Source organism: Thermostichus sp. MS-CIW-37 (assembly GCF_054060065.1).
This window is the reverse complement of sequence record NZ_JBSSCV010000010.1, coordinates 33,752-46,846: the sequence shown is the minus strand read 5'-3', so window position 1 is coordinate 46,846 and position 13,095 is coordinate 33,752. Positions and strand designations below refer to the sequence as shown.

Sequence of the window (13,095 nt, the reverse complement as noted above, 5' to 3'; positions counted from 1 at the left end):
GTTTCATGGTTTAGATGTCCCTTTAGGGTACACTGGACTTACCGAAAATGAAAACAAAATGAAAAAGCAACTTCCTCCTCTCCCTCTTGGTCCGGCCAGGGGATCCCTGGTGGTGCGGGATCTGACGGTGCGTTACGGCAGCCTGCAGGTGCTGCAAGGGATCCAAGCTGAAATCGCGCCGGGCCGCCTCACGGGCATCCTTGGGCCCAACGGAGCCGGCAAAAGTACGTTTCTCAGAGCGCTGCTGGGGTTGGTGCCGCTGGAACGGGGGGAAGTGCGCTACGGTGGGCAAGCGCTGTGGGGAGAGCAAGTGGCCTATGTACCCCAGCGCTCGGCCATCGACTGGTCGTTTCCCGCCACGGTGTGGGATGTGGTGTTGATGGGGCAGGTGAGAGCTGCTGGCTGGTTTCGCCGCATCGGGAAAAAGGGGCAGCAGCGGGCTGCTCAAGCCCTGGAGCGGGTGGGGATGGGGGCCTACCGGGATCGCCCCATTGGAAAGCTGTCGGGGGGACAACAGCAGCGGGTGTTCCTGGCGCGGGCCTTGGCGCAAGAAGCGGAGATCTACGCCCTTGACGAACCCTTTGCCGGGATCGACCAGCCCAGCGAAGCTATTTTGTTCCAGGTGTTGCGGGAGCTGGCAGATGCCGGCCACATCGTGATGGTGGTGCACCACGATTTGGGGCAGGCCCGGGCCTACTTCGACGAAGTGCTCCTCCTCAACCGTGTCTTAATTGCCCAGGGATCCCCGCGGGAGGTGTTGCAGCCAGCGGTGTTGCAGCGGGCCTATGGCCGAGCCCTGCTGCTGGACTCAGCTGCCTAGGGAGAGTTTGAGGTCAACAACGTTATGGAATGGCTCTGGCACAGCCTGGCGGATCCCTTGAGTTTTGCCTTCATGCAGCGGGCTCTGCTGGTGGCGGTGGCCGTAGGCATGCTCTGTGCGGTGGTGGGCAGCTATCTGCTGGTGCAAAGCTTGGCCCTGCTGGGGGATGCCATCAGCCATTCGCTGCTGCCGGGCCTGGCCATTGCCTACATGCTGGGCCTCAACCTGTTTGTGGGAGCCTTTGTGGCCGGTCTCCTCAGCGCCCTCTTAATTCAATGGATCCGCTCCGCCAGCCCCCTCAAGCCGGATGCAGCCATGGGGATCGTCTTTTCGGCCTTTTTTGCCTTGGGGATCCTGTTGATCACTTTGATCCAACGGCGGGCTCGCATCGATCTCAACCACTTCCTCTTCGGCAACCTCCTGGGGGTGAATGCTGTCGATGTGCTGACAGTGGTGGGCATCACCCTTTTGGTGTTGGGGTTAGTGGCCCTCTTCTTCAAGGAATTGACCTTTTACAGCTTCGATCCCTTGGGGGCCAAAGCAGCCGGCCTGCCCACCGAGCGGCTGGGGTGGGGGCTGATGGTGCTCACTTCCCTGACGTTGGTGGCCAGCATGAAGGCAGTGGGCGTGCTCTTAGTGTTGGCCATGCTGATCACGCCAGCGGCAACCGCCTATCTGGTGGTGCCTCGATTGCACCAGGTGATGCTGTTGGGATCCCTATTTGGGGTGAGCGCCAGCCTGCTGGGGATGTACGCCAGCTACTACCTCAATGTGGCCTCCGGCCCGGCCATCGTCCTGGTGGCCTCCGCCTGGTTTAGCCTGGCCTTTCTGGGCAGAGTGTTCTCAGGAACGCGCTAGAAACCAGGGATCGCAGGTCGGGATCCCTGGCTCAAACCTCATCTGAGAAAGGGTAGATGCATGTTAACTCAAAAGCGGGAAGAGCGGCCATCCCGACTGCCGCCTGCACCGGCCTGCCGAGGCAACGCCTTGTTGACCCTCAAATCCCGGCCCATCCAAGTAGCGCCATCCAGCTCGTCGATGGCCTTTTGCTCATCGGCTTCGTTTTCCAGTTCCACAAAGGCAAAACCTCGCTTACGGCCAGTCTCCCGATCCACCGGCAGCTTAATTTGCTTAACGGTGCCGTATTCGGCGAACACAAGTCGCAGGTCTTCTTCGCTGGCCTTGAAGGACAAATTACCTACAAAAATGGTCATGGTGTAGCAAACTCCGAACCTTACCCTTTAGCGTTCAGTTCGGAGGCTCACCTGGTTAAACCATTCGCTCAATCCGAACCTCATGCCAACCACATCTTAGTCTTCCCAATGGCATTTGCAAAGCCATCCTTCCAGCTTTTTGTCCGAGAATTGGGAGAAGCTTTTGTAGCAAGATGGAAACTCAGGATCCTAACCTTCATGGGCGATTACTTTGGCCCAACGGTTGGCGTTTGGGAGTGCCGGGAGAGCGGGGATAAGGAGGCGGCGTGGGGGCTACTTTCTCCAGCAGTAGGCAGTGGCGCACCCCACGGCTGTGGGGTGTGGTGAAGGCTTCTACATGGATCAGTTTTCCGCCCAGGATCTTGAGGGCCTGCTCCAAAGTTTGGGCTTCTGCCTCGGTCCAATGGCCGCGATAGAGGATGGCGCGTCCCCCCACCTTGAGCAGTGGCAGGCAATACTCGGCGCAGGTCTCCGCCGAGGCCAGGGCCCTGGCCAGAGCAATATCATAGCTGCCCCGTTCCTGCGGGTCTTGCCCCCAAATTTCGGCCCGCTGAGCCACCGCCCGCGCTTGGGTGAGAGAGAGCCTTTGCAAGGTGTCCTGCACAAAGGCAATCTTGCGTTGGGTGCTGTCCAGCAAGGTAAAGCTGGCCTGAGGCAGGGCAATTTGGGCCGGGATCCCTGGAAACCCTGCCCCAGTGCCGATGTCGATCCCCCGCCAGGGCTGAGCTTGGATTGCCTCCCAGGATCCCAGCAGGCGCAGGCCCCGCAGCGAATCCCACAGGTGTTTCTCCCAAAAGTCGATGGGATCGGTGATGCGGGTCAGGTTCTGGGTTCGGTTTCCGGCCATCACCAAGGGATAGAGCTGTTGCAGTTGTTGCTGCTGCTGTTCAGAAGGCTGCCAACCCAGCTCCGCCAGCCAGCTTTCCCACAGCGTCTTGAGCTGTGGGGGCTCAGAGGAAGAAGCGTCAGCCTTCTTCATCCCAGGGATCCCAGTTTCAATCCAGCGGGGATGGCTCTGTCGGCCCAGCCTTTCAGCTCTTGGGTCAAGCCCTGCAAAGAACGGTCGGTGCCCAGCAGCTCTTGGTTTAAGCAAACCAACTCCTGCAAATCCAGCTCCTGACAGCTGGCCCAATCTTCCGCCAGCAAGTTAATCGGCTGCGGCTGAGCCTGAAGCAACTGATGAGAGGCCAACTCCAGCTCTACATTCAAAAGCACCTGCTCCAACCGCTCTACCCGCTCCTGCATTTGCGCCAGCAGGGCTGCCAACTGCTGACAGCAATGGTGAACCCGCTGAGCATAGACCTTGAGGGGCAGGGTCAGCGGCAGCAACGACTCAGACAACAGTTGAATTAGGTGCTGGGCCTCCAGTTCTTCCAGTTGCAGGTCTTGCCAAATGGCGTGGTAAAGATGGAGCGAAAGACGACAGGTTTCCAGGCGCTGGTAGCAGGGCTGTAATACAGAACCGCGCAGCTCCTGCAGATAGTCGGCCCACAGTTGCCCAGCCTCTACTACCCAACCTGTCTGGAAAAAACTCCACCCCTGGGCCAACAGCCAACTGATCAACAGGCCCGCCAACAATTGGTTTTTTTGTCGCAACAGGAAAGGCGAAAGGTGCTCTCCCCAAACGGCTAACCCCAGCCAGATCAGGGCAGCCAAAGTCAAATGGGGCAAGCTGATCATCTCGGCCAACAGCTGGGCAGACCAGCGCTGGCGCAGCATCCAGATCACCCCGGCGCCCAAGCTGTACAGCCCTCCCCCCAACAGCGGGATCAACACCAGCCACAGGGGTTGTCCCCTCCACAGGTGCGATAGTGACCCATCTTCGCCCAGCGCATCCCAACTGAGCAAGTACAAAGCCAGCAGAGCCAAAACCACGACCCAGCCCTGCTGTCGCTTGAGACGGCGGGCTAGAAGACGACGGCGGCGGCGCAGATAGGTTTGAAAGGACTCGGCAACAATCGACATAAAAAAATGGCACTGCGGATCCCTACCAATACCCCCACCGGCCTGGAGCGCTCCTTCACGATCATAAGTCTTAACTTTGCTAGGTCATCTGGCTTCTGTATTGCGTTGTTGGCGGGAGTCATGCCCAGCCGGTGGCCAGCTTTTTCAGGGGCTCATCAGGCGGTTTTTCGGCGAGACTCCTCCGAGAAGCGCTGTTTTCTCGGCAAGCCTGACAGAGGCTTTTTAGAGCAGGCAGCCGCGTGCAAGCTCTCCACCCCTGTTACCATGGAAGAGCCCTTAATGTTTCTTTCGTATCCATCGTATCCATAGCCAAGCTAGTCTCTTGGACCGGCTTTTTTATTGTGCACTGTGCCAGGTTTTGTGATCCCTTCTGCATCTCCTCCCAGTTCCGGCCTTTCCCCCCTCGAAGTGCAGCGCCAGATGATCGTCATTCTCGATTTTGGATCCCAGTACTCTGAGCTGATTGCCCGCCGCATTCGCGAAACCCACGTCTATTCGGAAATCCTTTCCTATCGCACCACTGCTGAGCAACTGCGGCAACTGCAACCGCAGGGCATTATCCTCTCCGGGGGCCCCAACTCGGTGTATGAGCCAGCCGCTCCGGTGTGTGACCCCGAGATTTGGAACCTAGGGATCCCGGTTCTGGGGGTGTGCTACGGCATGCAACTCATGGTGCAGCAGTTGGGGGGCAAGGTGGAAGCAGCCCAGAAGGGGGAATATGGCCGTGCCGCTCTGCACATTTTGGATCCCACCGACCTGCTCACCAACCTGCCGGAAAACAGCATCATGTGGATGAGCCACGGGGATTCGGTTACCGAACTGCCGCCGGGCTTTCACACCTTGGCCTCTACCGACAACACCCCCTGTGCCGCCATTGCCGATCCAAGGCGTCGTCTCTACGGGGTGCAATTTCATCCGGAGGTGGCCCACTCAGAGGCTGGCGCCTTTCTCATCCGCAACTTTGTCTATCACATCTGCGGTTGCGAGCCCACCTGGACAACGGCAGCTTTTCTGGAGGAAGCCATTCGAGAGGTACGTGCCCGTGTGGGCAATAAGAAGGTGCTGTTGGCCCTCTCGGGGGGGGTAGACAGCTCTACTTTGGCTTTTCTGCTGCACAAGGCCATCGGCGACCAGCTCACCTGCGTGTTCATCGACCAAGGGTTTATGCGCAAGGAAGAGCCCCAGCGGCTGCTGCGCCTTTTCCAAGAGCAATTTCACATTCCCGTCCACTACGTGGATGGCCAGGAGCGGTTTCTCCGGCAGTTGCAGGGGGTTACCGATCCCGAAGAAAAACGCAAACGAATTGGGGCAGAGTTTATTCGCGTGTTTGAGGAAGAATCCCAGCGGCTGGGTCCTTTTGAGTACTTAGCCCAAGGCACTCTCTACCCAGACGTGATCGAGTCTGCCAATACCCATGTGGATCCGGTTACTGGAGAACGCATTGCCGTCAAGATCAAAAGCCATCACAATGTCGGCGGCCTGCCCGAAAATCTGCGCTTTAAGCTGGTAGAGCCTTTGCGCAAGCTCTTCAAAGACGAGGTGCGGCAACTGGCCCGCTCTTTGGGTCTGCCGGAAGAGATTGTGGGCCGCCATCCTTTTCCGGGGCCGGGGCTGGCCATCCGCATTGTAGGCGAGGTTACCAAAGAACGGCTGGAAACCCTGCGAGAAGCGGACATGATCGTGCGGCAGGAGATCAACCGCTCCGGCTACTATCCCAAACTTTGGCAAGCCTTTGCCGTGCTGCTGCCAGAGGTGCGGTCGGTGGGGGTGATGGGGGATAAGCGCACCTATGCCTGCCCGGTGGTGGTGCGGCTGGTTACCAGCGAAGACGGTATGACCGCCGATTGGGCGCGAGTTCCCTACGACCTCTTGGCCACCATCTCCAACCGCATCGTCAACGAGGTGCCCGGCATCAACCGCGTGGTTTACGACATCACCTCCAAGCCCCCTGGCACCATCGAGTGGGAGTAGGCGGGATCCCTTGCGTCTGGCCTCGATTCCCGGCTGGATCGATGGCTACCTATGGCCAGCTTCCGGCAGGGAATAGGAAGGGCTTGAGCCAAAAGGCTGAGCGGCTTGGACTTCCATTCGGGCCAAAGTCGTAGCGGCATCCGCCAGTTGCAGAGCAAGGTTGGCACGGCTAATCGGATCCCGGGCATTCCAGAGATCCTGTCCCAAACAGAACACCCGATAGCGAAAGGCTTTGATCGAGCGCGATGGGATGACCTTGACAGTCATAGCTACAACCTCTTCTCCACAGAGACGTGAATAGTCAGCAGAACCCGCTCGGGCTCAAGGTAAACAAATGTTACCAAAACAACCTCGTCCTCAGAGGTAATGCTTACCGGGCAGGTGGCTTTCGGGGGTTCCACCCGTTCATGCCGTACCCCCACAGTGTATTCTCCAATTGGCAGGTCATCAAATCCAGCGTCCGCATAGATCAACTCAATGGTTTCTTCTGCAATCAACTGCCCCTCTCGCTCCAGGAAACTGAGAAAAGGGATCCCATCGATGGAGGTGAGCGCGTTGTTGGCCTGATTGCGGATCATCACAAAGATGTCGGACATGGAGAGTGGGCCATCACCTCAGGGCTTCATGATCGAGGCTGCTGGAACATTGCCCGACTGTTTTGAGCCTGGACTGCCGCCAATCCCTGATTCAGCGACCAAACCCTCGACCCCGCGTGGCCGGACGGGCAATACAGGCCTGGAGTTTTTCCCGCAACCGGGCTGTATCGAGCCGCTGACCGATGAGCACCAACTGGTTTTTGGGCTGGCGAGGCCACTCATCGCTGCTGAGGGTATAGCGCCGACCGCTGAGGTGAAAGATATGTCGCTCTGGGCTTTCCTCGAACCACAACACCCCTTTGGCACGAAAGACTGCATCGGGCAACTCGTTGAGAAAATTTTGGAAAGCATCCAAAGAGAAGGGCTGATCGCTCTCAAAGGCTAGGGAGTTAAAGCCGTCAGCCTCGATGTGGCTGTGATGGGAGTGGTGGTGGTCATGATCGTGCTCATGGTCATGGTGGTCGTGACTGTCGTGATCATGGGCTTCTTCTTGGGGCAAGGAACTGGCCTGAAACAAATCGGTATCCAAGATTAGCTCCAGGGGAACTGCGCTGTTGACGGTGCGCAAAATGCGGGCATCTTCTTTGATCTCGCGGATGCGTTTTTCCAGACGCTCGATCTCGGCTTCCTCGACCAAATCGATTTTGTTGAGGAGAATCACATCTCCATAGGCAATTTGGCTATAGGCCACGTCGCTGTTGAACAGATCGGGGGCAAAGTTGGTGGCATCTACCAGGGTGATAATCGAGTCTAGCCGCGTCAGATCTCGCAATTCTGGCCCCAAAAAGGTGAGGGCCACCGGCAAGGGATCGGCCAATCCCGTAGTCTCCACCACCAGGTAGTCGATCTTGTCGGAACGTTCCATCAACCGCAACACGCTTTCGGCGATGTCGTCCCGGATGGTGCAGCAGATGCAGCCGTTGTTCAGCTCCACCAAGTCTTCTTCGCTGGAGACGATCAGCTCCGCATCGATGCTGATCTCGCCGAACTCGTTGACCAGCACCGCTGTGCGCATCCCTTTCTGGTTGTTGAGGATGTGGTTGAGAAGGGTGGTTTTCCCACTGCCCAAAAAACCTGTGATGATGGTGACAGGTAAGCCTCGCTTAGGCACTTCGATGGTTGCGGTCATAGAGTGGCAGCGATCCGATATAGAGGGAACTCTTCCACTTTATCCTCTTGTCCTCATTGCCCTAGCTGTCTGAAGCCGATTAAACCCTTCAGATGCGATCAGTAGAGCCTTTGCGCCTCGGCATTGGCGGCAGCCTTGGCTGTCTGAACTGGATGGTCTCTCTCTTTCCGGCTTAATCCTCCAGGGTCAGATCGCTTCCTCTAATCCCCTGGCCCTGAAAGTAGGGTTATTTCGATTCAAACTGGGACAATGCACCCAACACCTAAAACGTTGAACGCAGGGGGCCAGAGAGCTGTTCTCAGTGGCCCACGGGTCTCACCCTAACCTGAAGTGACTATCGATAACATCCCTAGGTAGACTATAGTGCTGACCCACCCCAGCTTGGCCTGTCGGGATGCCTACCTGTTCTGGGTTACTTCCACCTGGTTGCCCGGCTCTAGGCTGACGCGGAACTGTTGTGCGCCTGTTGGCAAGGGATCCGGTGTCAGATCGGGCAGGTTGGCAAAGGGGGTTTCGGCGCGACGCTCCCGGGCCAGCGCATCCTCCGGCTCGGCGGCCAGGGGGGATCCCGTCCTATCCACCGTTACCCGGTAGACCAAGCTCTCTGGCCAATCGGGGGGAGACTGCCACTGCTCTGCCAAAATGTCTCGCAGACGGGAAAGGGGATCCGCCCCTGCTGCCTCTCTTCCCGCTGTTGGGTCAGATTCTTGGAGGGATGTAGCCAAAGGCTGCGATTGACCCGTCAAGGCAGGGATGGTGAGCTGCTCTTGCGGGGAAGGGGAAGCTGTGGGATCCCTGGGGGTGCGGCTGGCCCAGATCCCAACACCGGCCACAACTGCGATCCCGCCCACCAGCAGGGCAGCGATCCCGGTGGGCTGTCGATACCAAGCCCGCGTCACCGGAGTTCCCAGATTGGCCAGTTGGGGAATGTCATCCGCCACCTGGGAGAGGTTCTCCAGCAGGTCGTACAACTGCGTCATCGACAAATCCACCTGCGCGATGCGATCTTCCCCTTGGCGCACCGTGAGACGATGAAAAATAAAATCAAGCGGACGGATGGCCACGGTACCGCTGAAGGTTCCCTTGGGTTCCCCACTCAAGTGGGATCCCACGTAGCGGTCGATTACGGTGATCAAATCGTTGAGCCAAACGTTATCGCCGTGTAAAGTTTTGACTGTCTCCCCCTGGCGGATTTCCAACTGACACTCGAAGCTGCGCTGGATGGCTTGCAGCGGCGGCGTTGCAGAGGAGTCTGAAGAATTGGAATCGGCAGGGGCTTCTCCCCGTACAGTCAGCGTAGAAGTGGGCTGTTGATAGGTGTGGCTAACCAGGGTAAGGTTGGGCATGGCAACTGCGGGCGAACAACACGGGTAGAGGGCTACAGAGGCGATAATTGACAAAACTGCCTCAAGAAGAGGGTGAGGCATCGGGGCCGGAGCTGTGGGCCACCCCCTCTTCCTCCAGATCGCTGCCGGCAGGCAAATCCATCTCAGGACGGCTGAGCAAGGCTTTCCACAGGCGCTGAGCACCCTTCGGGCTGCTGTAGAACATCAGCTCAATCAAGATGCGCAGGGCCAGCTCGGTGAGGCTATTCTCATCGCGCACATCCCCATCCACCATGCGGCTGCGGTAGTGGGAGAGAAATTCATCCAAGTAATCCCCCACCAGCGGCTGACGGAAGGGGCTGAGCTCTTGATCGACAGCGGCTTCCAGTTGCTCCAAGGTGCTGCGGATACGGGCTTGTTGCTGAGCAGCCAGATAGGCAATCACCATCACCAGGGCACGGGCCTCTTCGATATCCACCTTTTTGCGCCCACCGCTGCTGCGGCGCAAGGGGTTAGCGTTGCGCAGTCGCCAGAGAGTCACCCGATCGCCAATCTGCTCTTCCAAGTTGAGGGCTTTGGCTGCGGACAGAACCGCTTCGGAACTTTCTCCGCTCAGGGACTCCAGCCCCAGCAGTAGCAAGTCCAACTGGGCTTTGATGGTACCGGTGGCTGTACTCAGGCCAGCGGGCCGACTGTCTAACTGAATGTGCTTGTGTTCCACCGTCACGCTGTCAATGGGAGCTTTGGGTTTTGACGAAACTCTATGATCTCTTGTCCGAGCCAAACCTGCAACCTACCCCCCCGCGCTTGCAGGAAAAAAAGACTTTCTGGCCTTTGCTCTGGGCAAGGGCTTGGCTAACGGGATCCGACAGCCAGGGACTTATGTCTTTGTCGATCTGGAGAATCCTGTTGGCCAGCCCTATCTGGATGCCGAGGTGATTGCGGCGCTGGAATCGATTGCCGAAACCTTGAAGCTCTTTGGCAGCTACCCTGTGCATGACCCCTGCAAACAAGGTGCCCTATCCCAAACAGCAGGATCCCTGTCCTCTGAGGGGAAAGCGCGTCCAACGTAGAATCGAAATGACCAAGGACTGCTGTCTTGAGCGCTCAGGCAGACCAGGATCACTTCACAGGGCTCGGTAGCTTTGCCAAGCTTGCCAAAAAATGTAGAGAGAAAGGATGGTCAGAAAGCCCCGAAACAGCAGTCCGACGGTTTCATCGGGCAATTTGGGCAGGGTGCGTGTGCTGATCTGTACACCGATTAACCCCCCTGTCCCCAAGATCAAACCAGGGATCCAGAGCACATTTTGGTGGATAGTGCCGTCCCCCAACCCCAGGCCATTCCAGATCCAATCGCTGAGGCCCGCATGGCTGGCGGTGGCAGCAACTGCTGTGATTACAATGGCCCCCAGACTGGTCTGAATCGCCACTTTGATCGTCTCTTTCAGCAGCAGGATCTGCATTGGCACCAGGATCACCCCACCGCCGATGCCAAACAGCCCGGCCAACAAACCGGCAGCGCCACCGGTCAGGGCGCGGGCTAACCAGGGAGACATCTGTCCTGAGGACTCCGTCCCGCTGAGGTGCTCGGCATCGCTGACGTCAGCCCCCAATTCTTGGGCCTGGATAACCACCTTTTTGTTGAGTTGCACCAGGTAAGTGTTGGCCAGCAGCAACACTCCAAACGCTGCCAACAGCAGATAGCTGGGAAGGCGACTGGCGATAATTGCTCCTACTTGAGCCGTAAGCAACGCTGGGATCCCCAGCAGGATCACCCGTTTCAGATCCAGCATGCCCATCCGCCAGTTTTGGATGCTGCCCGCAATCGAGGTCATAACGATGGAAAGGTTGCTGGTGGCTGCAGCTTGAACCGGTGGGATCCCCAAGCTGACCTGTAAGGGCACCAGGATCGTTCCACCGCCAATGCCCAGCACCCCGGCTAGGATCCCTGCCACCAGGCCGCCAATTGCCAAGGCCAACTCCATCCCCTACCACTCCCCACCGCTGCTCTATCTTGCTGGCCAAAAAGCCGCCATCATCGTAACATTCTCCAGTCCTGGCAAGACTAGCAGGGATACATCGGTCGAGAAGCCTTGGGTGTGGGGTTGAAAAGAGGCGCATCATAATAATGTTGGACAGTAAATATTGGACAGTCGTACCGCCTTGGTGCAGATCGCGCCAGCATGTCAACTTCATCCATAGGCAAGGAAGCCTTCATGGTTGCCATCCATCCGGCAAATGATCTGGGTGCTCTGAAAAATCCGGGTTCCACGGCAAGAGGATCCCAGCCTGCTTGGTGGCCTCCATCTGGGCGGCAACAGGGAACTGTGGCCCCTCTGCAACCTCTGGGGCTGGTTGCTTTGGAAGGTTTGGCCACCTGGGGAGATCGCCTGTTGGGCTTGGATCGGGTGAGGGGCTATTTGGTGGAAATTCAAGAGCACAACACCCTGCTGCTCAATCCCCATCATGTCCATTCTTTCCAAGGCGCTTACGGTTTGTGGGTAGAGTCAGAAGGGGATCAAGCGTGGATTTGGCTCAGTCGGGAGCAAGAGGGGCAAATCTTGCGCATTCCCATGTCCGCTCTGCAGCAACCGGGATCCCTGGAAGCCTTTCCAGTGTGTAGGTGCCCCTACCCTATCGAAGGGATCGCCCTCTGGAGCGATCCCCACACGGGAAACCGCTACCTCTATGCCACCTGCTACAAACGGGAAAAAATCCTGCAACTGGATCCCAGCCGTGGTCTCATCGTGCAGGAGATGCCTGCCCCTGGGGTTGGCCGAGAACAGATTGCGGTGCAGGGAGACTACCTCTGGGTGAGCGATCGGGTGGAAGAGACGATCTACGTGCTGGAGCGCCAGACCGGGCGAGAACTGGCCCGCATCCTCACCCCTTCTCCTGGGCCAACAGGCTTGGCCCATTGGCGGGGGCAACTCTGGGTGGCCTATGCCCACGAAGAAGCCTACATCCACGACAACCCCAATGCTCCAGATCCCTTGTCGGTGGCCCTGCGCGATAAAACCTGGGTGGCCCCCCTACGCCTGCGGCCTTTGGATCCCCCTAGCTCCCCCGACCCCTCTGGCGGCAGTGGAACCGAGGCCGAGGATTCCCCCATTGCCTGCCCGGTAGTTTTTCAGCCCCAGTGTCTGGGGGAACGCGCCACCTACACCCTCTCCCACGGCTATCGGGTGGAGCTGACCTATGTGGAAGAAATTGCCCAAGAAGAGCCGCGCTTCCTGCCCGATTTGGTCTGGCGAATTGCCTTGCCCTGCAACAGCCTTCGCCAACGGGTGCGCAGCCTGCACTGGGTAGGTCTGCCGTTTGAAGTGGAAGAGCAATCTGGCCAACAGGTGGCAGTGTTTTCGCTGGGATCCCTGGGGGCCCATGAGGTGCGCTTGTTTGGCTGGCGGGCGGTGTTGGATCTCTACAGCATCAAGTACTGCATCGATCCGCTGGATGTAGAAGATGCCGTCGTGCCCCCAGACCTACGGGATCGCTACTTGGTGGACGATGACTACCTGGCCATGGACACCTCGATTGTCCGAGAGGCAGCGCGGCGGGCCGTCGGCAGCGAGACCAACTTGCTGCGCAAAATGCTCAATATCCGGGCCTATGTTTACGACAAGCTCTCCTACCGGGTCACCTCTCGCATCGATCCGCCGGATGAGGTTTTGCGGCGTGGCTCCGGTTCTTGTGGTGAATATGTGGGGGTGCTGTTGGCTTTGGCCCGCCTCAATGGGATCCCTTGCCGCACGGTGGGGCGCTACAAATGTCCTCCCCATCCAGAACTGAAAGGGATCCCGCTGTTTCCCCAGTACAACCACGTGTGGATTGAGTTTTATCTGCCCGGCTGGGGTTGGGTGCCGATGGAGTCGAACCCCGACGATCGGGGGGAGCGCCCCTATTCGCAGCGCTACTTCATGGGCTTGCCCTGGACCCATGCCGAGATCGCCAAAGGGATCCCTTTCGAGACGATCAACACCGACCAAGCCTCAATTGGGGAGCTGGCCATTAACCATGTGCAGTTTCGCATCTTAGAAGAAATTTGAAAGGCGAATAGAGTGAGAAAACGGGCCTG

14 protein-coding genes are annotated in these 13,095 nt (G+C 58.2%); 5 read left to right on the top strand and 9 right to left on the bottom strand.

Annotated elements, in window-relative coordinates:
• Nucleotides 1-58: 58 nt before the first annotated feature.
• Nucleotides 59-820: a metal ABC transporter ATP-binding protein gene (locus tag ACVWYZ_RS06325; RefSeq protein ID WP_414329141.1), complete on the top strand. Its 762-nt coding sequence runs from the start codon at nt 59-61 to the stop codon at nt 818-820.
• 24 nt (nt 821-844) lie between these two features.
• Nucleotides 845-1,678, top strand: coding sequence for a metal ABC transporter permease (locus ACVWYZ_RS06320; RefSeq protein WP_457466535.1), 834 nt, complete (start codon nt 845-847; stop codon nt 1,676-1,678).
• Nucleotides 1,679-1,746: 68 nt separating this feature from the next.
• Here the strand turns inward: ACVWYZ_RS06320 and ACVWYZ_RS06315 are convergent, their stop codons facing one another.
• From ACVWYZ_RS06315 to ACVWYZ_RS06305, 3 genes are all read right to left on the bottom strand, one after another.
• Complete coding sequence (locus ACVWYZ_RS06315; RefSeq protein WP_414329140.1) at nt 1,747-2,034, bottom strand: RNA recognition motif domain-containing protein; 288 nt, start codon at nt 2,032-2,034, stop codon at nt 1,747-1,749.
• A 196-nt stretch (nt 2,035-2,230) separates the two neighbouring features.
• Entirely contained in the window at nt 2,231-3,013 is a 783-nt protein-coding gene (rsmG, locus tag ACVWYZ_RS06310) for a 16S rRNA (guanine(527)-N(7))-methyltransferase RsmG (protein ID WP_457466534.1), read from the bottom strand.
• Entirely contained in the window at nt 3,010-3,999 is a 990-nt protein-coding gene (locus ACVWYZ_RS06305; RefSeq protein ID WP_414341740.1) for a hypothetical protein, read from the bottom strand. Before ACVWYZ_RS06305 ends, rsmG begins: the two co-directional genes overlap by 4 nt.
• A 420-nt stretch (nt 4,000-4,419) precedes the next feature.
• On the opposite strand from ACVWYZ_RS06305, the gene guaA reads away from it, so the two are divergent.
• Nucleotides 4,420-5,970, top strand: a complete 1,551-nt coding sequence (gene guaA / locus ACVWYZ_RS06300) for a glutamine-hydrolyzing GMP synthase (protein ID WP_414331898.1) — start codon at nt 4,420-4,422, stop codon at nt 5,968-5,970.
• Nucleotides 5,971-6,015: 45 nt separating this feature from the next.
• On the opposite strand, the gene ACVWYZ_RS06295 is transcribed toward guaA, so the two are convergent.
• The 5 genes from ACVWYZ_RS06295 to ACVWYZ_RS06275 all read right to left on the bottom strand — a co-directional run bounded on the left by ACVWYZ_RS06295 (nt 6,016) and on the right by ACVWYZ_RS06275 (nt 9,747).
• Entirely contained in the window at nt 6,016-6,237 is a 222-nt protein-coding gene (locus tag ACVWYZ_RS06295; protein WP_457466533.1) for a hypothetical protein, read from the bottom strand.
• A 2-nt stretch (nt 6,238-6,239) separates the two neighbouring features.
• Nucleotides 6,240-6,566 (bottom strand): hypothetical protein, encoded by a 327-nt coding sequence (locus tag ACVWYZ_RS06290; protein WP_414329244.1) that lies wholly within the window; start codon nt 6,564-6,566, stop codon nt 6,240-6,242.
• Between the two features lie 91 nt (nt 6,567-6,657).
• Entirely contained in the window at nt 6,658-7,695 is a 1,038-nt protein-coding gene (locus ACVWYZ_RS06285) for a CobW family GTP-binding protein (protein WP_457405402.1), read from the bottom strand.
• A gap of 398 nt (nt 7,696-8,093) precedes the next feature.
• Complete coding sequence (locus ACVWYZ_RS06280) at nt 8,094-9,041, bottom strand: DUF4335 domain-containing protein (RefSeq protein WP_457466532.1); 948 nt, start codon at nt 9,039-9,041, stop codon at nt 8,094-8,096.
• 61 nt (nt 9,042-9,102) lie between these two features.
• Nucleotides 9,103-9,747, bottom strand: coding sequence for a DUF3038 domain-containing protein (locus ACVWYZ_RS06275; protein ID WP_414408213.1), 645 nt, complete (start codon nt 9,745-9,747; stop codon nt 9,103-9,105).
• Nucleotides 9,748-9,871: 124 nt separating this feature from the next.
• On the opposite strand from ACVWYZ_RS06275, the gene ACVWYZ_RS06270 reads away from it, so the two are divergent.
• On the top strand, nt 9,872-10,093 hold the full coding sequence (locus ACVWYZ_RS06270; protein ID WP_457466531.1) for a hypothetical protein: 222 nt from the start codon (nt 9,872-9,874) through the stop codon (nt 10,091-10,093).
• A gap of 54 nt (nt 10,094-10,147) precedes the next feature.
• Here ACVWYZ_RS06270 and ACVWYZ_RS06265 read toward each other — a convergent pair whose 3' ends face one another.
• Nucleotides 10,148-11,005 (bottom strand): sulfite exporter TauE/SafE family protein, encoded by an 858-nt coding sequence (locus tag ACVWYZ_RS06265; RefSeq protein WP_457466530.1) that lies wholly within the window; start codon nt 11,003-11,005, stop codon nt 10,148-10,150.
• Nucleotides 11,006-11,236: 231 nt separating this feature from the next.
• Here ACVWYZ_RS06265 and ACVWYZ_RS06260 point away from each other — a divergent pair, with 231 nt between their 5' ends.
• Complete coding sequence (locus ACVWYZ_RS06260; protein WP_457466529.1) at nt 11,237-13,066, top strand: transglutaminase domain-containing protein; 1,830 nt, start codon at nt 11,237-11,239, stop codon at nt 13,064-13,066.
• Nucleotides 13,067-13,095: the final 29 nt, after the last annotated feature.